This window comes from Amaricoccus tamworthensis, from assembly GCF_049800875.1.
GTDB lineage: Bacteria > Pseudomonadota > Alphaproteobacteria > Rhodobacterales > Rhodobacteraceae > Amaricoccus > Amaricoccus tamworthensis.
Genome location: NZ_JBNAFV010000006.1, coordinates 1 through 23,123 on the forward strand (window position 1 = coordinate 1; position 23,123 = coordinate 23,123).

General features: G+C 58.4%; 15 protein-coding genes. 6 read left to right on the forward strand and 9 right to left on the reverse strand.

The genetic code is table 11. The features are described 5' to 3' along the window. Positions 1-3: 3 nt before the first annotated feature. The 9 genes from tuf (ACP15P_RS11770) to wecB all read right to left on the reverse strand — a co-directional run bounded on the left by tuf (ACP15P_RS11770) (position 4) and on the right by wecB (position 11,100). Positions 4-1,179 carry an elongation factor Tu gene (gene tuf / locus ACP15P_RS11770; protein WP_424928664.1) on the reverse strand — a complete coding sequence of 392 codons (1,176 nt, stop codon included), beginning with the start codon at positions 1,177-1,179 and terminating at the stop codon, positions 4-6. A gap of 47 nt (positions 1,180-1,226) precedes the next feature. After that, the gene (gene fusA, locus ACP15P_RS11775) at positions 1,227-3,344 is read right to left on the reverse strand and encodes an elongation factor G (RefSeq protein WP_424928665.1); all 2,118 of its coding nucleotides are present in this window, start codon (positions 3,342-3,344) and stop codon (positions 1,227-1,229) included. A 24-nt stretch (positions 3,345-3,368) separates the two neighbouring features. After that, a complete protein-coding gene (gene rpsG, locus ACP15P_RS11780) occupies positions 3,369-3,839 on the reverse strand; it encodes a 30S ribosomal protein S7 (RefSeq protein ID WP_424928666.1) in 471 nt (156 codons plus the stop codon). Between the two features lie 12 nt (positions 3,840-3,851). Then, the gene (rpsL, locus tag ACP15P_RS11785; protein WP_424928667.1) at positions 3,852-4,223 is read right to left on the reverse strand and encodes a 30S ribosomal protein S12; all 372 of its coding nucleotides are present in this window, start codon (positions 4,221-4,223) and stop codon (positions 3,852-3,854) included. Positions 4,224-4,665: 442 nt separating this feature from the next. Then, complete coding sequence (tuf, locus tag ACP15P_RS11790; protein ID WP_424928664.1) at positions 4,666-5,841, reverse strand: elongation factor Tu; 1,176 nt, start codon at positions 5,839-5,841, stop codon at positions 4,666-4,668. A 144-nt stretch (positions 5,842-5,985) separates the two neighbouring features. Next, positions 5,986-7,350: a phenylacetate--CoA ligase family protein gene (locus ACP15P_RS11795; protein ID WP_424928668.1), complete on the reverse strand. Its 1,365-nt coding sequence runs from the start codon at positions 7,348-7,350 to the stop codon at positions 5,986-5,988. Beyond that, positions 7,347-8,573, reverse strand: coding sequence for a glycosyltransferase (locus tag ACP15P_RS11800; protein ID WP_424928669.1), 1,227 nt, complete (start codon positions 8,571-8,573; stop codon positions 7,347-7,349). The genes ACP15P_RS11795 and ACP15P_RS11800 overlap by 4 nt, the downstream gene beginning before the upstream one ends. Positions 8,574-8,609: 36 nt before the next feature. Further along, on the reverse strand, positions 8,610-9,893 hold the full coding sequence (gene wecC / locus ACP15P_RS11805) for a UDP-N-acetyl-D-mannosamine dehydrogenase (protein WP_424928834.1): 1,284 nt from the start codon (positions 9,891-9,893) through the stop codon (positions 8,610-8,612). Further along, entirely contained in the window at positions 9,781-11,100 is a 1,320-nt protein-coding gene (gene wecB / locus ACP15P_RS11810) for a non-hydrolyzing UDP-N-acetylglucosamine 2-epimerase (RefSeq protein WP_424928670.1), read from the reverse strand. The genes wecC and wecB overlap by 113 nt, the downstream gene beginning before the upstream one ends. A gap of 488 nt (positions 11,101-11,588) precedes the next feature. Between wecB and ACP15P_RS11815 the strand changes: the two genes are divergently transcribed. From ACP15P_RS11815 to ACP15P_RS11840, 6 genes are all read left to right on the forward strand, one after another. Then, on the forward strand, positions 11,589-14,630 hold the full coding sequence (locus ACP15P_RS11815) for a tetratricopeptide repeat protein (protein WP_424928671.1): 3,042 nt from the start codon (positions 11,589-11,591) through the stop codon (positions 14,628-14,630). A 63-nt stretch (positions 14,631-14,693) separates the two neighbouring features. Continuing rightward, entirely contained in the window at positions 14,694-16,979 is a 2,286-nt protein-coding gene (locus ACP15P_RS11820; protein WP_424928672.1) for a GumC family protein, read from the forward strand. 132 nt (positions 16,980-17,111) lie between these two features. Then, the gene (locus ACP15P_RS11825; protein WP_424928673.1) at positions 17,112-19,259 is read left to right on the forward strand and encodes a bi-domain-containing oxidoreductase; all 2,148 of its coding nucleotides are present in this window, start codon (positions 17,112-17,114) and stop codon (positions 19,257-19,259) included. Between the two features lie 194 nt (positions 19,260-19,453). Beyond that, positions 19,454-20,887: a heparinase II/III family protein gene (locus ACP15P_RS11830; RefSeq protein WP_424928674.1), complete on the forward strand. Its 1,434-nt coding sequence runs from the start codon at positions 19,454-19,456 to the stop codon at positions 20,885-20,887. Between the two features lie 3 nt (positions 20,888-20,890). Beyond that, complete coding sequence (locus tag ACP15P_RS11835) at positions 20,891-22,120, forward strand: glycosyltransferase family 4 protein (protein ID WP_424928675.1); 1,230 nt, start codon at positions 20,891-20,893, stop codon at positions 22,118-22,120. A 213-nt stretch (positions 22,121-22,333) separates the two neighbouring features. After that, a complete protein-coding gene (locus ACP15P_RS11840; protein ID WP_424928676.1) occupies positions 22,334-23,122 on the forward strand; it encodes a metallophosphoesterase in 789 nt (262 codons plus the stop codon). Position 23,123 lies beyond the last annotated feature (1 nt).

Genomic DNA, 23,123 nt, shown 5'->3' on the forward strand with positions numbered 1-23,123 from the left:
AACTTACTTGATGATTTTGGAGACGACGCCTGCACCTACGGTGCGGCCGCCCTCACGGATGGCGAAGCGCAGCTTCTCCTCCATGGCGATCGGTGCGATCAGTGCGACGTTGAACTTCAGGTTGTCGCCCGGCATCACCATCTCGGTGCCCTCGGGAAGGTCTACCGTTCCGGTTACGTCGGTCGTACGGAAGTAGAACTGCGGACGGTAGTTCTTGAAGAACGGCGTGTGACGGCCACCCTCTTCCTTCGTCAGGATGTAGGCCTCGGCCTCAAACTCGGTGTGCGGCTTGACCGAACCCGGCTTGCACAGAACCTGACCGCGCTCGATCGCGTCACGGTCAACACCGCGCAGCAGAACACCAACGTTGTCACCCGCACGGCCCTCGTCGAGCAGCTTGCGGAACATCTCAACACCGGTACAGGTGGTTTTCTTGGTGTCCTTGATGCCGACGATTTCGATCTCTTCGCCAACCTTGATGATGCCGCGCTCAACACGACCCGTCGCAACCGTACCGCGACCGGAGATCGAGAACACGTCCTCAACCGGCATCAGGAACGGCTGGTCAACCGGACGCTCGGGCGTCGGGATGTACTCGTCAACGGCGGCCATCAGCTCGGCGATTTTCTCAGCGCCAATGTTTGCGTCGCGGTCTTCCAGAGCGGCAAGAGCCGAACCGGCAACGATCGGAATGTCGTCGCCCGGGAACTCGTACTCGGACAGAAGTTCGCGAACCTCCATCTCAACCAGTTCAAGCAACTCCTCGTCGTCAACCTGGTCAACCTTGTTCAGGAACACGACCAGCGCCGGAACACCAACCTGACGGGCAAGCAGGATGTGCTCGCGGGTCTGCGGCATCGGGCCGTCAGCCGCGTTCACAACCAGGATCGCACCGTCCATCTGTGCCGCACCCGTGATCATGTTCTTAACATAGTCAGCGTGGCCGGGGCAGTCGACGTGGGCGTAGTGACGGGCTTCCGTTTCATACTCAACGTGCGCCGTCGAGATCGTGATGCCGCGGGCCTTCTCCTCAGGCGCGCCGTCAATCTCGTCATACGCCTTGAAGTCGCCAAACTGTTTCGTGATCGCCGCCGTCAGCGTCGTCTTGCCGTGGTCAACATGGCCAATCGTGCCAACGTTGACATGCGGCTTCGTACGCTCAAACTTTTCCTTCGCCATGATGGCCTCCTCTAAGTCTTACGGGCCTTTGGACCCGGTGTGTTGTCTCAGGCGAATTTGGCCTGAATCTCTTCCGAAATGTTCTGTGGTACGGCGTCGTAATGGTCGAACTGCATCGAGAAGTTCGCACGGCCACTGGACATCGAACGCAGGGTGTTGATGTACCCGAACATGTTCGCGAGCGGCACCATCGCGTTGATGGCAATCGCGTTACCGCGCGTGTCCTGACCCTGAACCTGACCACGACGGCTGGTGAGGTCACCAATGATACCGCCGGTGTAGTCCTCAGGCGTGATCACCTCGACCTTCATCACGGGCTCGAGCAGTTTCGCGCCGGCCTTACGAAGACCTTCGCGCATACCGGCACGGGCTGCGATTTCAAAGGCGAGAACACTGGAGTCCACGTCGTGGAACGCACCGTCGATCAGGGCAACCTTGAAGTCGATGACCGGGAAGCCTGCCAGCGGACCTGAGTCCATAACCGACTGGATACCTTTTTCAACGCCAGGGATGTATTCCTTGGGAACGGCACCACCAACAATTTTGCTCTCAAAGCTGTAGCCTTCACCCGGCTCGGTCGGAGTGATGACCAGTTTAACGCGCGCGAACTGACCCGAACCACCCGACTGCTTCTTGTGGGTGTAGTCGATTTCAGCTTCACGGCTGATGGTCTCACGGTAAGCCACCTGCGGCGCACCGATGTTGGCCTCAACCTTGAATTCACGCTTCAGACGGTCAACGAGAATGTCGAGATGGAGCTCACCCATGCCCTTCATGATCGTCTGACCGGATTCCTGGTCGGTTTCGACGCGGAAAGACGGATCCTCAGCTGCAAGACGGGCCAGACCCTGGGACATTTTTTCCTGATCGTTTTTCGTCTTGGGCTCAACCGCGATCTCAATAACGGGATCGGGGAAGGTCATCGTTTCCAGAACAACCTGCTCCTGCGAGTCACAAAGCGTGTCACCGGTGGTGGTGTCCTTCAGACCGGCCAGAGCAATAATGTCGCCCGCAAATGCTTCCTCGATCTCCTCACGGCTGATCGCGTGCATCATCATCATACGGCCGATGCGCTCACGCTTGCCCTTGGTGGAGTTGATGATCTGATCACCTTTTTTGATCACACCGGAATAGATCCGTGTGAAGGTCAGCGATCCAACAAACGGGTCGTTCATGATTTTGAACGCCAGAGCGGAGAACGGCAGGTTGTCGTCGGCGGACCGAGCGATGTTACGGGTCTCCGTCTCATCGCCGGGTTTAAAGCCCATGTAGGCGGGAACGTCGAGCGGGCTCGGCAGGTAGTCGACAACAGCGTTGAGGAGCGGCTGAACGCCTTTGTTTTTGAACGCGGAACCGCAAAGGATCGGAACGAACTTCATGTCAAGCGTACCCTTACGGATGAGCTTGCGCAGGGTTTCGACCGACGGCTCCTCACCCTCAAGGTAGGCTTCCATCGCGTCGTCGTCCATTTCGACGGCGAGTTCGATCATTTCCGCACGCATTTCGGCGGCCTTGTCAGCAAGCTCGTCACGGATTGGCTGACGGGTCCAGGACGCACCAAGGTCCTCACCTTTCCAGGTCCACTCTTCCATGGTGACCAGGTCGACGAGACCTTCCAGTTCGCTTTCGGCACCGATCGGCAACTGGATCGGACAGGGAACCGCACCGGTGCGCTCGCGGATCATGCGAACACAGTTGAAGAAGTCCGCACCGATCTTGTCCATCTTGTTGACGAACACGACACGGGGAACCTCGTAGCGGTCGGCCTGACGCCAAACGGTCTCGGTCTGGGGCTCAACACCGGCATTGGCGTCGAGAACACAGACAGCACCGTCGAGCACGGCCAGCGAACGCTCAACCTCAATGGTAAAGTCAACGTGGCCCGGAGTGTCAATGATGTTGAACCGGTGCTTCGGGGTCTGCGCGGATGCGCCATCCTCGGTCCGCTCCCAGAACGTGGTGGTCGCAGCGGACGTAATGGTGATGCCCCGCTCCTGCTCCTGCTCCATCCAATCCATGGTTGCAGCGCCATCATGCACCTCACCAAGCTTGTGGGACTTGCCGGTGTAGAAAAGGATACGCTCGGTCGCAGTGGTCTTTCCGGCGTCAATATGCGCCATGATCCCGAAGTTGCGGTAGAGCTCGAGTGGATAATCGCGGGCCATCGTTATGGTTTCCTGAAACTCGTGTTACCAGCGGTAATGGCTGAATGCCTTGTTGGCATCGGCCATCTTGTGGGTGTCTTCGCGTTTCTTCACCGCGGAACCGCGGGAGTTGGACGCGTCCAGAAGTTCGCCGGCGAGACGCTCTTCCATGGTGTGTTCGTTGCGGGCACGGGACGCCTTGATCAGCCAGCGGATGGCAAGAGCCTCGCGGCGCTCCGGACGAACCTCAACCGGCACCTGATAGGTTGCACCACCAACACGGCGGGAGCGGACCTCAACCGACGGCTTGATGTTGTCGAGTGCCTCGTGGAACACCTCAACCGGCGCGCGGCGCAGTTTCTGCTCAACGCGGTCCAGCGCACCGTAAACAATGCTTTCGGCAGCGGACTTCTTGCCGTCGTACATGAGGTTGTTCATGAACTTGGAGATTACACGGTCGCCGTATTTGGCGTCCGGAAGAATCTCCCGCTTTTCAGCGCTATGACGTCGGGACATCCCGTATTCTCCTTATTTCGGCCGCTTCGCGCCGTATTTCGAACGACGCTGGCGACGGTCCTTGACGCCCTGCGTATCAAGCACACCGCGGAGGATGTGGTAACGCACACCCGGAAGGTCTTTCACACGACCACCACGGATAAGCACAACGGAGTGCTCCTGGAGGTTGTGGCTTTCACCCGGAATGTAGCTGATGACCTCAAAACCATTGGTCAGGCGCACCTTGGCAACCTTACGCATGGCCGAGTTCGGCTTTTTGGGCGTCGTAGTATAAACGCGTGTGCAGACACCACGCTTCTGCGGGCACGCCTGCAGATGCATGGACTTTTGGCGCTTAACTTTGGGCTGCCGCGGCTTGCGGATCAGCTGTTGGATCGTAGGCATTCGAGTTTCAACCCCGTCTACACCGTGTTTCAGTTCACCGGCACCACGCCGGCAATTGCGCAATACCAAAAGTGCCACGGCAGGACCTCCAAACGGACCCATCGCGGCGAAATTCCAGAGGACCGGGGCTCCTCACCCAGGTCGTGACCACCAGATTGTGGCTGTACAGGAAAGCATGCTGGCCTTCCTGAGCGGGCGGAAACTATGCCGGGGTCCCCGGGATGTCAACCGATTATCAGGATGCTTCTGCCGATTTTCGTAAGCTGCACCAACCTACTGATTTCACTTGAAGTTTTAGCGGGCCGTAATCAGTCGTGATCCCAAATCCAAAAACAGATTTTCGGCAAAGGGAATCGGCGCTCTTCATGCCGGTGCGGGATTGCGGAAAACGAAAAGGGCGCCCCGAACGGGACGCCCCTGAAATCCGCAAGCTTCGGAAAACTTACTTGATGATTTTGGAGACGACGCCTGCACCTACGGTGCGGCCGCCCTCACGGATGGCGAAGCGCAGCTTCTCCTCCATGGCGATCGGTGCGATCAGTGCGACGTTGAACTTCAGGTTGTCGCCCGGCATCACCATCTCGGTGCCCTCGGGAAGGTCTACCGTTCCGGTTACGTCGGTCGTACGGAAGTAGAACTGCGGACGGTAGTTCTTGAAGAACGGCGTGTGACGGCCACCCTCTTCCTTCGTCAGGATGTAGGCCTCGGCCTCAAACTCGGTGTGCGGCTTGACCGAACCCGGCTTGCACAGAACCTGACCGCGCTCGATCGCGTCACGGTCAACACCGCGCAGCAGAACACCAACGTTGTCACCCGCACGGCCCTCGTCGAGCAGCTTGCGGAACATCTCAACACCGGTACAGGTGGTTTTCTTGGTGTCCTTGATGCCGACGATTTCGATCTCTTCGCCAACCTTGATGATGCCGCGCTCAACACGACCCGTCGCAACCGTACCGCGACCGGAGATCGAGAACACGTCCTCAACCGGCATCAGGAACGGCTGGTCAACCGGACGCTCGGGCGTCGGGATGTACTCGTCAACGGCGGCCATCAGCTCGGCGATTTTCTCAGCGCCAATGTTTGCGTCGCGGTCTTCCAGAGCGGCAAGAGCCGAACCGGCAACGATCGGAATGTCGTCGCCCGGGAACTCGTACTCGGACAGAAGTTCGCGAACCTCCATCTCAACCAGTTCAAGCAACTCCTCGTCGTCAACCTGGTCAACCTTGTTCAGGAACACGACCAGCGCCGGAACACCAACCTGACGGGCAAGCAGGATGTGCTCGCGGGTCTGCGGCATCGGGCCGTCAGCCGCGTTCACAACCAGGATCGCACCGTCCATCTGTGCCGCACCCGTGATCATGTTCTTAACATAGTCAGCGTGGCCGGGGCAGTCGACGTGGGCGTAGTGACGGGCTTCCGTTTCATACTCAACGTGCGCCGTCGAGATCGTGATGCCGCGGGCCTTCTCCTCAGGCGCGCCGTCAATCTCGTCATACGCCTTGAAGTCGCCAAACTGTTTCGTGATCGCCGCCGTCAGCGTCGTCTTGCCGTGGTCAACATGGCCAATCGTGCCAACGTTGACATGCGGCTTCGTACGCTCAAACTTTTCCTTCGCCATGATGCCATTTCCTAAGAATGCGGGGACAGCGAATTCGCCCCCTGGGACAGTGCGCGCCCGGATAGAGATTTATGGCTGAAAAGGCAAGTGATTATGTCGGCACAGGCCTAGGTGCGCCCGCGACCGTGACATAGATATCCAATGTCAGGACACGGAACTGACCACAAACCGGATTTTCCCGGACTTCGTCCGTGGCAGCTCATCCAGGTATTCCAGGCGGATGTCGATGCCGGTTCCCAGCCGCGACGCCAATTCCCGGGCGAGAAGCGTTTCGTCCTCCGGTCCGTAATGGTTCCCGCGTACGATTCTCAGCGCGGCCACTCCGGCCTGCTCCTGAACAAATTGGCTCGCACGGATGTTCACCATGTCCTTCAGAATATGATCGAGGCGGCCGACCCTGGCCCCGTTGGCAAGGACAAGGTAGTCCTCGGACCGACCGTCGATCCGCTCGACTGTTCGGCCCGGCAGGCCACAATCGCAGGAGCCGTCGACCGGAACCGCCAGATCGCCAACATCATATCTCAGGAGCGGGAAAGCCGGATTGGTAAAATTAGTGCCGACAATCTGGCTGGTGCCATCTGCCTGCGGTAAAAACTCTACGGCGGCAAAATCCTCATCGACGTGGAGACAGCCATTTTTGCATTCCGAAATGTTCGCGGCGGCTTCACACATTCCATAGTGCTGCAGTGGCTTCACACCAAAAGCGGACTGCATGAGCCGTGTCTGCTGGGCGGTCAGGTTTTCGGCACCTATCGTCACGTGACGGATAGGCATCTCGAACCGCGCATCGGTTTCGAGTACACGCGCGGCGATAAGCGACAGCATCGACGGGTAGCCATGCAGCCAGGTGAGTTTGCGCTGGCGGATGCCATCAATGTAACTGTCGAGGTTGTCCGGTGCCATATGATATGCGCTGAACATGACCTGACGCCCTGCGGCATTTATTCGCCAGAACGGTGGCTGCGACCTGGAGGGCTGCACCACGCTTCGACCTCCAAAATAGCCGCACCACGTCCCAGGAGTGATGCCGTGATGCTGACGGTAGCGCCACCAGACAGCCCACTGCTCACGTTCGGCCTTCCGCGTTGTAGGAAAGACCAAACCGGCCCCGGTTGTCCCACTGGTATGCTGGGTCAACCGTTGTTCCGCGGGCACCGCGTCGGAAACAAAGGCCTCCACGTTTTCCTGGACGCTGGCCCTGGACAACACCGGGAGCGCGGAAAGGTCATTGAGGCCACGGATATCCTCAGGCACGAGCCCGAGTTCGGGAAAAAGCTGCCTGTAATAAGGTGTGGTCGTCGCGGCGTGCCGCACGAAGGCCGCGAGACGCGCATCCCGGACCGCGGCGAATTCGGGATCACTCAGTGCGTGCCGCATTTTGTATTCGGCCAGGATTGCGTCGTATTCGGGGCCATATCGACGCCGCTGGACCCTGTAACCTTCCAGTGAACAGGCCAGATGCTGCGCCGGCACCGGCAGGTGCGCGTAGATCGCTTCCATCAGGCTCATGTACGCGCTCCTGCCGGCCGGTTGACGTTGGTTGCCACGCCCTCGTGGTTGGGCATTGTGCGGCCGATGACCCGTTCAAACATCCTTCGGCTCGCTGCGACGAGATCGTCATGTGCAGCAAAACTTTGGGCGAACTCGAAACAGCGTTGCCGCTGGGCCGTGACCTCGCCAGCTGTCAGGGCCGACTGTTTTTTGAGCCAGGACGCAAATGCCTCCGCATCATTCAGCGACAGGTCCGCCCCGACACCTTTGGTCTGAAGGTCGCGCCATGGGGTTTGGTCACTAACCAAAACAGGAGTTCCGGCGCTCAGCGCTTCGATAATCGCATGGCCAAAATTTTCGCCGAGCGTTGGCAGAAAGAACAGATCCTGAGTGGATAGCAGTTGAGGAACCTGATGCGCCGGAACCGGATCCACCACTTCCACCTCAATGTGTTCTGGCAGACCGGCTATTTTCGCGCGGCATTCCTGCCAGTAGTGCGCGTCGTCGATAAAACCCACGATTGTAAAGCGAACCGGAACATCAACTGTCTTCAGGACATCAAGCGCGAATGTCAGGTTCTTCTTGGGCGAGATCCGCGACAGAAAGACGACCCGAAGTGGATCATTTGGCAACCGGGGTTGTTGGTCAGGCGCAGTGGCCGGCAATGGCCTGGGGATGTTGCTGGCCGTATGGATGCTGATGCGGGCCCCCATTACAGCGGCGATTTCATCCGCCTCGCTGCACGATGAGGCGTGCCAGTGCACCATACGGTGCAGGCCGCTGAGCTTGGTCCCGGCTATGAAGAGGCGTTTCTTCCCGGATTTGATTTTCAGGGCACCTGGTGAAAACTCTCCCCGCGGAGCAACAATGACCGGACGCCGGCCCTTGCCCCGGGTGAGATTCGCCAGACAGGGGGACAGCATCGTCCAAATGTCGAAAAAGCTGTTAAGATAGAGTGCGTGATGTGGGGTATCGGCGAGGATCTGGCGAATCTGACTAATGCGCCCCTGCGTCGAATCCAAATAACGGACCTGCCCCGAGCCGACCGGGTTCCATTCGTCCAGCCAGACATCCGGGTATGGTCCGGGATCGCCGGAGTCGCGGTCGCGGGCGACAATCCGGAATTCGAAATCACCGCTAAGGGCTTCAGTCAGATTGGAAATGCTCTGGATCGGCCCACCAGCCTTGAAACCCGGCAGGTAAAATTTGTTGAATACCATTATTGTCGGACGCATGGACATCAGCTCCTCTATTGCCACCACAGCCGGATCGCAGGATCAAACCGGGAACGGGCTTCGAGCCCGAACGTTTGGCGTCGCCCGTTTGCCGTGGGTGAGCCCGCATGTGTCGATCACCGGCACCGACAGATTGAAGTCGAGCGTGGAAAACTCCTGGTGAGCCACGAGCAGGAGAATAATGTCGGCGTTTGCAAGCCCCTCTTCGGAGCCGACAAGTGAGGCGTGGCGCCCAAGGTCTGAAGGAAGCGCGGATACGTGAGGATCGACCGCAAGGATATCCATGTCGCCCTGCCCGGCCAGTTGGCGCGCGATGTTTAAGGCGGGACTCTCGCGCAGATCGTCGATGTCAGGCTTGAACGTCAGCCCAAAACAGGCGACCCGTGGCGGACGACCGATCCGCCCGGAAATGTCGGTGGCGGTCTCCGTGACCTGTTGGATGACCCAGTCCGGCTTGGAATCGTTGACCTCCCGCGCGGTACGAATGATGCGCGCCTCTTCGGGTGCCGATGACACTATGAACCATGGGTCGACGGCAATGCAGTGACCGCCAACACCTGGTCCAGGTTGAAGAATGTTGACCCTGGGATGCCGGTTGGAGAGACCAATCAGCTCGCGCACATCTATATCCAATCGGTCACAGATCATGGAGAGTTCGTTCGCAAACGCGATGTTCACGTCGCGAAAGCTGTTCTCCGCCAGCTTGGCCAGCTCAGCGGTACGGGCATCCGTTTTGAAACACCGTCCCTCGACAATCGTCTCATAGAGTTCCACGGCACGTTCGGCACAGCCGGGGGTGATGCCACCAATGACGCGGTCATTGTGTACGATTTCAAATATGGCGCGGCCGGGCAGGACCCGTTCGGGGCAATGCGCGACATGGATGTCGGGCGCCATGCCATGAGCCCCGGGAAAAACGAGATCCGGGCGTTCTTCCGCCATCCAGCGCGCTACGGCTTCACTCGCGCCGACTGGCGAGGTGGATTCGAGCACCACGAGATTGCCGGGTTCAAGGACTCTCGCAATGGATTGGCAGGCAGCCTCGACGTAAGACAGGTCCGGACTACGGTCACCTGCCCGAAACGGGGTTGGGACCGCAATCAGAAATGCATCAGCGGGCTCAGGCTCGGACGTGGCCCGTAGAAAGCCGAGCGCAACCGTAGATTTTACGGCATCGCCCAGACCCGGTTCCTCAATGTGGATCTCCCCGCGATTAACGCAGTCGACGGTTTCCTGCCGCGTGTCGACGCCGATCACCTTCATGTCCCGCGACGCGAACATCGCAGCTGTCGGCAGACCGATATACCCCAGGCCGATGACTGAAATAGTCGCGAACGGTTTTGGCATCGGCTGAAAATCCGATCTGCTCATTTTCATGGGTAATCTCCCTGGGGGCATGTTCCGCGGCGAAACGCTGAATAACTGAGGTAATGCGGTCGGCGGCCCGTCCATCGCCGTAGCAGTTAAGGGACCGTTCCGTGGATTGATACGCGTCCAGGTCATCGAGTATTTTGCCGACCCCGGAGACGATCTGATCGATATCTGTTCCGACCAGCCTGACACCGCCGGCTGCGACGGCTTCCGGCCTCTCGGTGGTTTCCCGCATGACCAGCACGGGCTTGCCGAGGGACGGGGCTTCTTCCTGGACACCACCGGAATCAGTTAGGATTACGTCGGCCCGGTTCATCAGATAGACAAAGGGCAGGTATTCCTGCGGAGCAATCAGCCGCACGTTCGGAATTGCGCCAAGTCTGGTCTCGACCGGTCCCTTGACGGCGGGGTTGAGATGGACCGGATAGACAATCTCGAGATCAGGCCGTTGCGAAAGGGCCGACAATGCAAGGCAGATTCGTTCAAAACCATCCCCGAAGCTCTCACGACGGTGGCCGGTAACGAGAAGCGTCCGTTTGGACGGGTCGAGCTCGAAACGATGCTCCAGCGAGCGCGCCAGACCTGGATCGGCTTTTAGTTTGGCTGCAGCCTGATGAAGGGCGTCGATAACAGTATTGCCGGTGATGTGGATGGATTCGGGCACGACGTTCTCGGCGAGCAGGTTGTCCCGGGCCACCCTGGTGGGAGCGAAATGTACTGAAGCTATGGCGCCGGCCACCTTTCGGTTCACCTCCTCGGGCCACGGAGAGAGAATATTGCCGGTGCGAAGTCCGGCCTCCACATGTCCGACAGGGACCCGCGCGTAGTATGATGCCAATGAAGCGCCCAGGGTCGTCGTGGTGTCACCGTGCACGAGAACCAGTCCAGGATCGAAGGTCTCCAACGGCCCCTTCATGCCTTTGAGGACTGCCGATGTAAGCGAATTCAGGTCCTGCCCCGGCGCCATGAGATCGAGGTCAAAGTCCGGAGTAATCTGGAACAGATCAAGGACCTGATCGAGCATCTGGCGGTGCTGGGCCGTGACGCAGACACCCACCCTGATCCCCTCGGCCATGGCAAGGCTCCGGACCACCGGGGCCATTTTGATCGCCTCGGGCCGGGTGCCAAACACCGCGAGAACCCTGAATTCCGGAACCGACATTGGCCCATCCAATCCTTCGTTTCAGGTCACGTGGTACTGAAACGGCAACCTGCATGATCCGGCTGCGGGCCTCTGGAAAACCAGAGATTTCAGCAGCTTGTGAATCAGGTTCGTGAGACCCGCAGAAATTGCGGCCAGCCAGCTTCGCCGACATGGCACGTTGAGGGCAATAAGTCGCCAGTAGAGTTAATCTCGCGTAAATGTCGTCAATTTACTGAAACAACCGACCCATTTTGCACGCGGCCTGGGTCAGGTTCGGCTTTTTCGGGTGACCCGAAAAAATTGATTAAAAATTAGGTAATCGGTGCTGATCTGCGCGAGCCGGGCGTCAGGTACGCCCGTATTTTCGGTGCAACCAGGTGAGTAGAGAGCAGACAAATTTGATGCCAGCGTCCAACCACACGATTTCCTGCATGTTTGCCGCGTTTCTCGCGCTAAGCTCATGTGACACCCCAAAAGAACGGGCGCAGGAACACCTGTCGCGTGGGATGAGCCTTCTCTCGGCGGGTGAGATGCACGCCGCTCGAAATGAGTTCCGAAACAGCTTTCGTCTCGACCCCGGCCTGCTGGATGCCCGCAGGCAATATGCGGAAATTTCCGCATCGCAGGGCAGTTTTACTGAGGCCATTTCACAGTACCTCACGATCCTGCAGGAGAAGCCTGACAGTGTTTCCGACCTGAACGCGCTTGCCGATCTTGCGCTTCGTGCCGGCGACCTCGAACTGGCCGGGATCCAAGTTGAGCGCGCTCTGGCGATTGAGCCCGACAATGGCGAGACCCGCAGTCTTGCAGCGGCAATCGATTACACGGACCCAACCCGAAGGGAGGCGGCAGTCGTTACGGCAAAGGCTGTTCTGAAGGAATTTCCGGACAATCTGCGCGCGCATGAACTGCTGATCGTTGATCGGTTGGCCAAAGGTGATTCCGGCGCGGCACTTGAGCTGCTGGATAAAGCGACGCAGGAAGCTGGACCGCAACTCAGCCTGGAATTTCTGAAACTCCAGGCTCTTGACCGTGACGGAGCCGCTGAAGCGGTCGCAACACAGTTGAAACGCATGGCGCGGAAGTTTCCAAATAATCGACGGGTAATGATTTCATTTGGCGACTGGTTCGCAGGAAGCAATCGAACTGATGAGGCACTGGCATTCCTCGATACCCTTCCTGCAACGGACACTGCACCAATACTGGCCGCTCGGATTGCTCTCCTGCGCAAAGCCGGTCGCGATGAGGAAGCCGAGCGGCATCTGGCTGGACTACGCGAGGAATTCCCTGAACTGAAGTGGGTGCCTGCGAGCGGTGTTTCGGGTGCGGCCCAGGGAACACTGAATGATCTGCCAAACTCGGCAGACGCGATTCGCCAGGCAATCGCTGCGCGGCTTGAACTGGTGGCGAGGGACCCCGGCAATGTAACGGCCCATACCGAACTGGCCGAACTGGCTTTGCGGGTGAACGACCTCGCACTGGCGAAACGCCATGTGGACCTTGCTAACGAACTTGCCGACGATGATACAGACATCCAGGCAATCAAGGCAGCGGTTGATGTCCGTGAACCAGCGACGCGGGATACGGCTATTCTAATGGCAAAGGACGTGCTGGCCACCGCTCCGGACAATCCTCGCGCCCATCAGGCGGTCATTGCCGCACATATGCTGAATGGAGACCCGTCAGCGGCGCTGACTGCTGTGGAAACGGCTCTTGAGCATGCCAATGGCGATGAAACGCTCAACGTCATGAAGCTTTCGATTCTGGAGAAAATGCAGGACGACGTGGCCGTTGGACAGCAGCTTGTCGCGATGGTCGGGATGTTCCCGGAAAACATGGCGATGCGGCAGGCGCTGGTTGGCTGGAATGCGCGGCGCGGCAATGTGAGCGAAGGAGAAGCCGTTCTGAGGGCTGGGATCAAACCGACGTCACAGGTGGAGGACCGGCTGGCGGTCGTCAAATATCTTCTGGAGATGCGCGGCGAGGATGCCGCGCGTACCGAGCTTGAGGATCTGATCAATACGCAGGTTTCCGCAACGCCGTATCAGGTGGCCCTGGCCGATCTGGAGTATTCGCTCGGAAACACGGATACGGCGGTTTCATACCTGCGCCGCGTCCAGAGCCGTACCGATGACGCGAGGGTTTCGACGAGATATGCGCAACTCCTCGCAGCACAGCGTTCCATGAAGGAAGCCGCCCGGGTCGTGAACGAAGTCTTGGACGAACACCCGGACTTCTCCGGTGCTTTGAAACTTCGGGCGCAGCTGCATATCCACGCGGATGATCCTGACACCGCGCTCGTGGATTTACGTAATGCCGCGACGAACACTCCAAACGATCCTGAGATTTTCTCGATCATGGCCATGGCCCACCAGCGGGCGGGTGCCGCGGAACTCCGAGGCGATGCTCTGGGAATGGCCGCTCGCGCGTCGAATTATAGCGTGGCTGAAACCCTGCGTTACGCCAACTATCTGATGAATCAGGGTGACACGGGAGCAGCCGAAGTTGCGGTTCAAACCTCCCTCGCCCGTCATGCTGGAAGTACCGAACTGCTGACGTTTCTCGGTCGGATACACCTCGCGCGCTCAGACTGGGGTCGCGCCGAACAGGTTGCGGACAGACTTTCGGAGGGTGGGAATCCGACAGCCGAAAGGTCGGCATCATTACTTAGGGCAGAAGTTTTTCAGGCTCAGGGGCGTGAAGCCGAACGTCTTGAGGTGCTGACCCGTTTGGTGACGAAAACCGGTGATCCGGCGGCACTCCCTGAACTGGTTAAAGCCCACGTCAATAATGGCGAAATCGCGACTGCGATGAGATACGTCGATGACGTCCTGGCCAAACAGCCGGACGACGAAGCGGCGCGCCTGCTAAAAGCCGGCATCCTCGTGTCGGACGGCAAACCGTCGGCCGCAGAGGCAGAGTATCGCGCGCTCATCGAACGCCATCCGACCCAAAGCCAGGCCTATGAACTACTCCATGTTCTGCTGGAAGAGCAGGGAAAGACAGCCGAGGCCGCCATTGTGCTTGACCGGGGCATCGAAAATGCCAGCGACAAAACGGGCCTATTGATCTCAAAAGCGGGCCAGCTGGAGCTCTCCGGCGATATCCCTGGCGCGCTCGAAATCTATGAAAGTCTGTACCGAAGGGACAGCTCGAACCCTTGGGTCGCGAACAATCTCGCGAGTCTGTTGACCTTCGAGGAACAGGACGAAGGCACGCTCGACCGCGCTTACGCAATCGCCCGCCGATTCAGGGATACCGACAATCCATATTTCCAGGACACGTATGGCTGGATTCTGCACCTGCGTGGCGACCCGGACGAGGCGCTCCGTTACCTCAGAGCCGCATCGGAACAGTTGCCTGACAATGCTCAGATAAGTTTCCACTTGGCAGAGGCCCGTCTGGCCGCAGGTGACCCTAATGCGGCCCGCCACGCCTATGAAACCGCACTAATTCAGGCGCGTAAAGGCGCCCCCCTGCCCCAAATTTCTCTGGTCGAACAACGCCTGTCCCAACCGGGCCTGAGCGCAATGACCGGGACCAACTGACCATGTGGACCCAGACCCCATGCAGGACACCGAGATCCAACAGCTTTTTGGTTTGAATACGGTATGAAACACAGCTCAAAATTCCCGGTCCACGGGTCCGAAGTTCCCGCGCCGGGCACGGGTCCCGAGCCCGCGAAGGCCGACGATACGATCGATCCCCGGGTTTTGTTTAACAAACTCTGGATGGGGAAATGGACCATCTTTGCCTGCACAGTGGCCTGTGCGACACTTGGTCTTACGGCTCTGACGTTTCAGACCGAGCGATACCGGGCGTCCGCGAGAGTGCTGGTGGACACGCCGGATACGAATGTGGTCAACATCCAGGAAGTTCTGGTGGATCAGCAGTTCGACCGGGATACGGTCCTGAATGAGATCGAAATTCTGCGTTCGACCGGGCTGATTGAACGGGTCATCCACGAGTTGCGACTGGAATATGACGAGGAGTTCAACCCGTTCCTGCAGGATCGGAAAGCCCCCCTGCTGGAACGAGTCGTTGAATCCCTGCCTTTCGAGCCAACCCTTCGCCCCATATTCGAGAGCGCAAAACTCATCAAACCCGAACAGCCCCCTCTGACCGAGGCCGCGACGGCGGAGATGACGCGTGTCGGGATCATTTCCGCGATCAGGAAGAATCTCGAAATCACACCGGTGGGCGAGTCACGGGTGCTGGCGATTGCCTTCACCTCGACATCTCCCCGGACAGCCGCGCGGGTGGTGAACGAAGTTGCCAACCAGTACATCGTTGACCAGTTGGAGGCCCAGCTCAACTCCACCAGATCGGCCACCGAATGGCTTTCGGAGCAGTCGACGGAACTGCGCATCCGCATGGAGGAATCTGAGGCAGAAGTGGAAGAATTGCGGGCCGAAATAGCGGAACAGGAAGGACAAAGCCGGGAGGTCACGCAACAGCGCCTCGATGGGCTCGTAGCATCACTCGCCCGCGCACGGCAGAACGCGACAGTGATTGCCGCCACCCAGGCAAGGCTGCAAAACGCTCTTGAGGATGGCACGGATCTGAATTCGATCTCGGAATTTCGGAACTCCGTTCTGATTCAGAGATACCGCACCGAAATTGACGACCTGACGGCCGAACTGCAAAAACTTTCGCGCTACCACCCCGAACGCAGGTCGATAGAGGCAAACATAGACGATCTTGATGAGCGCTCCCGGCGCGAGGCCATTCAGATCGTTGAGGCAATTGACCGCGATCTTCAGGTGGCGCTGGATCAGGAAAAAATCACGGAAGCCGAGATTATCGAACTGGAAAACCGCCTTGTCGAACAGTCGGGATCGGAACTGAAACTTCATCAGCTTGAACGCGAGGCGCTTGCAAACCGGTCGATCTATGAAAACTTCATTGCCCGTTTGAAGGAAACGTCCGTGCAGGAGGACCTGCAAAAAGCCAATGCGCGGGTTTTGACACCGGCTGAGGTTCCGGCACACGCACTGACCTCAACCAGAAACAGGATCGCAGCGGCGTCCATACTGGGAGGACTGATCCTTGGGACGTGCATCGTGCTGCTGCGCGACGCGCTCAACACCACTTTCCGCGCCACACGGCAGATCGAGGAAATGACCGGGCTCCCGGTGCTGGCCAACATCCCCTCAATCGGGAAAAAGGCAAAGCGCGGCGACATTGTGCGACACCTGATGGACAATCCGGGCTCCGCACTGTCCGAAGCAATACGCAACCTCCGCACCAGCATCCTGCTGTCCAACGTTGACCGGCCGCCACGTGTCATCATGTTCACATCATCCGTGCCGCGGGAAGGCAAATCCACCACATCGATCCTCACCGCGCTGACCAGCCGAAAGATGGGACGGTCCGCTATCATTGTGGACTGTGACCTGCACCTGCCGACCCTCTCTGGCATGATAGGTGCCGGCAGTGAAAAACCCGGACTGCTCAGCATCCTGGAAAGCACGTCGACAGTAGAGGACGCCATTCACGAGGATCAGGAAACCGGCCTTCACATCATCATGTCGAGAACCGGAGAGAAGAGGAACAAGGTAAACGCCGCCGATATCCTCTCGTCGAAAAAGTTCGAAAACCTGATCAGTGAACTGACCACCAAATACGAAATGGTCGTCCTCGACACGCCGCCGGCACTGGTCGTATCGGACGCGCGCATTCTGTCGGCCAATGTGGACGCCGTCATATACACGCTTCGCTGGGACGACACTCCACGGGGTGCCGTGATGGACGGGCTGCGTGAGCTTCAGTCCATCGACGCGCCAATCGCGGGCCTTGTTGTGACGATGATCAACGAATCCAAAGCCGCGCGCTACGCTTATGAGGGCCATCGCTACTACAAGGGCCAGTACCGGGACTACTACGTGGAGCAGTGATCCTTCCGCGTGCCCCGATCCCCTTGGAGAAGTCCGAAATTTTCTGCGGCCCGGGACGAATTTTACCAGCTTGTTAACCCGCAAACGAAACAAGATTACTAAAATTTTTCCTTGGAAACCGGGTTATCCAAATTGAAACAGCTGCTTCAGTCGCTGAAGGACGGAACTGTAGAACTGGCGGAGATACCAGCGCCGGAACCAAAGCGCGGATGCCTGCGTATCCACACCTCGCATACCCTCATTTCAGCTGGTACCGAGCGCATGCTGGCTGAATTCGGTCAGGCGAACTGGATCACGCGGGCCAGGTCGCAGCCGGACAAGGTCAAAATGGTGCTCGACAAAGCGGGAACGGATGGCGTTCTTGCCACGTTTGATGCAGTACGAAGCAAGCTCGATCAGCCGCTCACGCTCGGCTACTGCAATGTCGGCCGGGTCGAGAGCGTTGGAGTAGATGTCAGCGGTTTTGCCCTTGGGGACCGCGTCGTCAGCAATGGAAGTCACGCGGAAGTGGTGGTTGTGCCCCGCAACCTGTGCGCCAAAATCCCGGACAGCGTCAGCGATGAGGATGCCAGCTTTACGGTTCTCGCGAGCATTGGCCTGCAGGGGATCCGGCTTGCCAATCCAACGCTTGGCGAAAACGTCGTCGTTACCGGTCTTGGTTTAATCGGCCTCCTGACCGTCCAGCTTCTGCGCGCTCAGGGGTGCAGGGTTCTGGGCATTGATCCTGATCCCGCGCGTTTGGAAATCGCACGGAGCTTTGGCGCAGCGACCGCGTCGACCACTGATGATGTTCAGTCAGTCGCATCCGCCTTTTCTCGGGGCAATGGCGTGGACGCAGTCATCATCACGGCATCGTCGAGAAGCAACCGTCTGGTGTCTGATGCCGCTAACATGTGCCGCAAACGGGGCCGCATTGTGCTGGTCGGACAGACCGGGCTGGAGCTGAACCGGGACGAATTCTACGAGAAGGAACTCACATTTCAGGTCAGCTGCTCCTACGGACCCGGCCGCTACGAGCCGGCCTATGAGGAACGGGGACAGGACTATCCTTTGGGATTCGTCCGATGGACCGAACAGCGAAACTTTGAAGCGGTCCTCGATCTTATGGCCTCGGGTGCCCTCGACGTGCAGCCGCTCATTTCACACCGCTATGCCATTGAGCGCGCGGACGAGGCGATGGCTTTGCTGACATCTGACGCCCCGTCGCTTGGCATCATGCTGGAATTCCCTCGAGAGTCAGCCGCGGCCAACCTGTTCAGTCCAAGCGTCTCCCTGCGCGAAAAGACGACCACGGGAACAGGCACGGTAGCTTTCCTCGGTGCGGGAAACCATGCCGGACGCGCCCTCATCCCTGCTTTCCAAAAAGCCGGCGCCAACCTTCATACAATTGTCAGCGCAGGTGGGGTCAGCGCACGGCATTACGGCAGGAAGTTTGGGTTCGCCGTCGCCTCGACCCGAACGGACGACGTGCTGGAAAACGATGAGATCGACACGGTTGTCATAGCCACCCGGCATGACCGCCATGCCAGCGAAGTTCTCTCCGCCCTTCGCGCGGGGAAGCATGTCTATTGCGAGAAACCGCTCTGCCTGAACACCGAAGATCTTGAGGATATCCGGTTTGAGGCTGCCTCCCGCCCGGAACAGATTTTGATGGTTGGGTTCAATCGCAGGTTTGCACCCCATGTCGAACGAATGAAGTCACTGATTGAGCCGCTTTCGGTCCCGAAGCATTTCGCAATGACCGTGAATGCCGGGGCGATCCCTTCCGATCACTGGACACAGGATCCCACTGTGGGCGGTGGACGGATCATTGGCGAGGCCTGTCACTTCGTCGATCTTCTCCGCCATCTGGCGGGCGCGCCGATCACCGGATTCGAAACGGCCTTTGCTAATTCCACAACCACTCGAGATACCGGCGACACGGCTTCCATCATGCTTTCATTCGCGGACGGCTCGGCCGGTGTGATCAACTACCTCGCGAATGGTCACCGCTCGATTTCCAAGGAGCGACTGGAGGTATTTGCGGGCGGAAGGGTTCTCACGCTGGACAACTTCAGAAAACTGACAGGGTATGGATGGCCAGGCTTTTCCCGCATGCGCCTTTGGCGGCAGGACAAGGGCATCAATGCATGTGCGGCTCATTTCCTGAATGCGGTCAGAACCGGAACTCCGCCAGCCATCAGCCTCGACGAACAGATCGAGGTCAGCAGGGTCGCGATCGAAGCGGCCAGCAGAGGCAACGCGGGCAATCTCACGATAAACACTTCTCCCGCCGCATGAACGCACTAACCACAGCCGACCGCTACTGGCAGACCATCAGGCATCTTAGGCCTGGGCAGATAACCGGTCGCATTCGATACCGGTTGGCAAGTCCGCGGCCGGATCAGTCTCCTCCGCCTCCAACCCGAGACCGCGTGGGAACGTGGCAGGTTCCGGCGAGACGACGACCCTCTCTTACCGGGCCTGGCCACTTTATGTTCCTGAATGAAGCCGGGTCATTAGAGGAAAACGGCTGGGACGATCCGGGCAAAGACAAGCTCTGGCGTTACAATCAGCATTATTTAGACGACCTGAACGCTGACAATCCGGACGGGCGCTCTGGGTGGCACCAAATACTGGTGGCGTCCTGGATCATAGCCAATCCGCCCGGTACCGGGACGGGGTGGGAACCCTATCCCACGTCCCTGCGACTGGTAAACTGGATCAAGTGGGTGCTCTCCGGCAATGAACCTGGTCAGGACATGCTCGCGAGCCTTGCCGTTCAGACAAGGTGGCTCACCAAGCGCCTCGAATGGCATCTGCTCGGAAACCACCTTCTGGCCAATGCGAAGGCGCTGGTTTTTGCCGGACTGTTTTTTGACGGTGCAGAGGCGCGGCAATGGCTGCAAACGGGTGTGGGGATTTTGGAGCGAGAGATCCCCGAACAAATCCTGAGCGACGGTGCGCATTTCGAACTCTCGCCGATGTACCATGCCTTGATCCTCGAGGACTTTCTCGACCTCACGAACGTTTCACGCGCATTCCAGGCCGGCACCGAACCATTGTTCGCAGCAATCTCCGAGCGGATTCCCCCGATGATTGAATGGCTGCAGGCAATGAGCCATCCGGACGGTCGGATTTCGTTTTTCAATGACGCGGCCTTTGGGATCGCTCCGGAAAACCAGAACCTTATCGACTACGCGCAACGCCTCGGTTTCTTCACTCCGACGCGGACAGGGTCGAATTGGTTGCAGGACAGCGGATACTTCCGCTTCGAAAACCAGCGCGCGGTGGTCATCGCGGATTTTGCGCGCGTTGGGCCGGATTACCTGCCTGGACATGCACATGCCGATACACTCAGCTTTGAGGCGTCTCTGTTCGGACACCGGGTTCTCGTCAATTCAGGGACATCACTTTATGGCACGGGGCCGGAACGGTTACGGCAAAGAGGCACGGATGCGCATAATACCGTAACTGTCGCTGGCACAAATTCATCCGAAGTGTGGGGCGGGTTTCGGGTTGCCCGCAGAGCCCGGGTTTTTGATGTCAGCTGCGATTGGAATGGTGAGGCACAGACTGCCTGCGCAAGTCACGATGGATATACCCGATTACCGGATCGCCCGGTCCATCGTCGGTCGATCACACTGTCGGGTGAGTGTCTCGAAATCTTCGACAGTGTCACGCCAACTGAACACGAATCCGTCGCACGGTTTCACCTGCATCCGGACGTCGCAATTGAACAAACCTCAGCCAGTTCAGGGATAATCAGGCTGCCTGCGGATCAGACACTGACCTGGGATGCCGGCGACAACGAGCCATGTGTCACATCAACCACATGGCACCCCGAGTTTGGCAAAATCATAAAGAACCGGTGTCTCGTCATTCCCCTTCGTGACAACCGATCCATCCTCAAAATCCGTTGGGACTAGGACATGCACATACTTCTTCTGAGCGATAACTTTCCTCCCGAAACCAACGCCCCGGCCAATCGCGGGTTTGAGCATGCCAAAGCCTGGGTTGCGGCCGGACATCGGGTAACCGTGATCACCTGCGCCCCAAATTTCCCGCAGGGTAAGGTTTACGACGGATACCGCAACAGCCTGTGGCAAACAGAGAACATGCACGGCATCGAAGTCATCCGCGTCTGGAGCTACATGACGCGGAATGAGGGGTTCGCTCGCCGAATTCTTGACTTTGTGAGCTATATGGTGACGGGATTTATCGCCTCGTTTTTCGTCCGGCGGATCGATGTTATCGTCGGTACCTCACCCCAGTTTTTCACCGCCTGCGCCGCCTGGGCCGTGTCCCTGTTCCGGCGCCGACCCTGGGTCTTTGAACTGCGCGACATATGGCCTGAATCCATTCGGGCCGTTAGCGGCATGCAGAACTCGCGGGTTCTGGACCTGCTCGAGAAGCTCGAACTGTTTCTCTACCGTTCAGCCGACGCGATTGTGGCGGTGACACCGTCCTTCAAGCGCAACCTGATCGACCGTGGCATTGACGGCGGCAAAATCAGCGTTGCCACCAACGGAGTGGATCTGAGCCGTTTTGCGCGGGTACCGCGGGATGTGACCCTTGAGGCAAGCCTCAATCTTCAGGGCAAATTTGTGGCCGGGTATATCGGAACGCATGGCATGGCTCATCATTTGGAAACCCTCGTTGATGCCGCTGAGATGCTGGAACAACATCCCGAAGGTGGCGATATCAGGTTTCTTCTTGTTGGAGATGGCGCCAGCAAATCCGCGATCGAGCAGCGCGCCAGGGAACGTGGACTGACGAACATGATTTTCGTCGACCCGGTCTCGCGGGAAGAAGTCGCTCGTTATTGGTCTCTGCTGGATGCATCCATAGTCCACCTGAAAGACACCCCGCTGTTCAGCACGGTTATCCCATCCAAAATTTTTGAGTGTATGGCCATGGGTATTCCCGTTCTGCACGGCGTACGCGGGGACTCCGCTGAAATTATTGAGGAATGTGGCGCGGGAATACTGTTCGAGCCTGAAAACGCGACCGAATTGGCAACGGGTATTCTGGAACTGGCGGAAAACGCCCCATTGCGGAAAAGTCTTGCGGACAACGCGGTTGCGGCCGCACCCAGGTTCGACAGAACGGTACTAGCAGCCGGAATGTTGAAGGTTCTGCAAACGCTCAAGCCCGCATAAATTGCGCCGCGCTCCCATGCCAATTGCCGACCATAAGTGTGGGCGAAACAACCATTTATTCACGCCAAAGATTGTTTAATCGGGCTATTCGGTCTATCTGGGAGCAGACGGACCGTTCAGAAGCCCGAGGAAAACAAGGTTGTCAATCACGTCCAGACCGTCAATTTCGTGGGTTCCGCAGGCCGACCGTGCAGTGTCTCCGGGAGGCAACCGGTGAGTTTTTTTCGACGCAAACGGTCTTCGAATTCTGACAGTGGCGAAGACGGAACGGTCTCCGAGCCGAAAATCTTCCCGGACGAGCGGATTTATGCGGTTGGAGACATTCATGGACGTGATGATCTGCTGCTTGCCATGTTTGAAGCGATCGGCAACGATATCACGGCACATTCGGACAATCGTGTGGCGCGGCTGGTGTTTCTCGGCGATCTGATCGACCGTGGCGACCATTCCCGCAACGTCCTGGACATCATCACGAAAACCATCGCTGCGGAGAAGGAAAACAACATCATCTGCCTCCGGGGCAACCATGAGCAGGCCCTGCTCGATTTCATCAGGGACCCTCTGGTGAAGCGCGGATGGCTCCAGTTCGGCGGTCTTCAAACGATTGGAAGTTACGGTCTGACCGCGCCGAGGGGGCGGACCAGCGATGCCGAACTGACCAGGCTTCGCGATGAGCTGAAACAGGCGATGGGGCCGCATCTGGATTTCCTCAGCACCCTTCCGCTTTCATTTCGGTCAGGTGACGTCTTTTTCGCCCATGCCGGGATAGATCCGGCGAGACCTCTGAGCGACCAGTCGGAACGTGCGCTTCTGTGGGGCAAATCGAGTTTCCTGACCGAGGATGGGCTACCAGGGGTCAAGGTCGTGCATGGCCACTACGATTCCGCTGATGTGGTCTCCACGCCGGGCCGTATATGCGTGGATCTCGGAGCTTACTATTCAGGATGCCTGTGTGCGGTGCGCCTTGATGACGAAGTCAATGTGATCAAGGTTACGGCCTGAC

Bases quoted from the DNA above. Each gene is read 5' to 3' on its own strand.
- tuf (WP_424928664.1), bottom strand. From the start codon at position 1,179: ATGGCGAAGGAAAAGTTTGAGCGTACGAAGCCGCATGTCAACGTTGGC.
- fusA (WP_424928665.1), bottom strand. From the start codon at position 3,344: ATGGCCCGCGATTATCCACTCGAGCTCTACCGCAACTTCGGGATCATG.
- rpsG (WP_424928666.1), bottom strand. From the start codon at position 3,839: ATGTCCCGACGTCATAGCGCTGAAAAGCGGGAGATTCTTCCGGACGCC.
- rpsL (WP_424928667.1), bottom strand. From the start codon at position 4,223: ATGCCTACGATCCAACAGCTGATCCGCAAGCCGCGGCAGCCCAAAGTT.
- tuf (WP_424928664.1), bottom strand. From the start codon at position 5,841: ATGGCGAAGGAAAAGTTTGAGCGTACGAAGCCGCATGTCAACGTTGGC.
- ACP15P_RS11795 (WP_424928668.1), bottom strand. From the start codon at position 7,350: ATGAGCCTGATGGAAGCGATCTACGCGCACCTGCCGGTGCCGGCGCAG.
- ACP15P_RS11800 (WP_424928669.1), bottom strand. From the start codon at position 8,573: ATGTCCATGCGTCCGACAATAATGGTATTCAACAAATTTTACCTGCCG.
- wecB (WP_424928670.1), bottom strand. From the start codon at position 11,100: ATGTCGGTTCCGGAATTCAGGGTTCTCGCGGTGTTTGGCACCCGGCCC.
- ACP15P_RS11815 (WP_424928671.1), top strand. From the start codon at position 11,589: ATGAGCCTTCTCTCGGCGGGTGAGATGCACGCCGCTCGAAATGAGTTC.
- ACP15P_RS11820 (WP_424928672.1), top strand. From the start codon at position 14,694: ATGAAACACAGCTCAAAATTCCCGGTCCACGGGTCCGAAGTTCCCGCG.
- ACP15P_RS11830 (WP_424928674.1), top strand. From the start codon at position 19,454: ATGTTCCTGAATGAAGCCGGGTCATTAGAGGAAAACGGCTGGGACGAT.
- ACP15P_RS11835 (WP_424928675.1), top strand. From the start codon at position 20,891: ATGCACATACTTCTTCTGAGCGATAACTTTCCTCCCGAAACCAACGCC.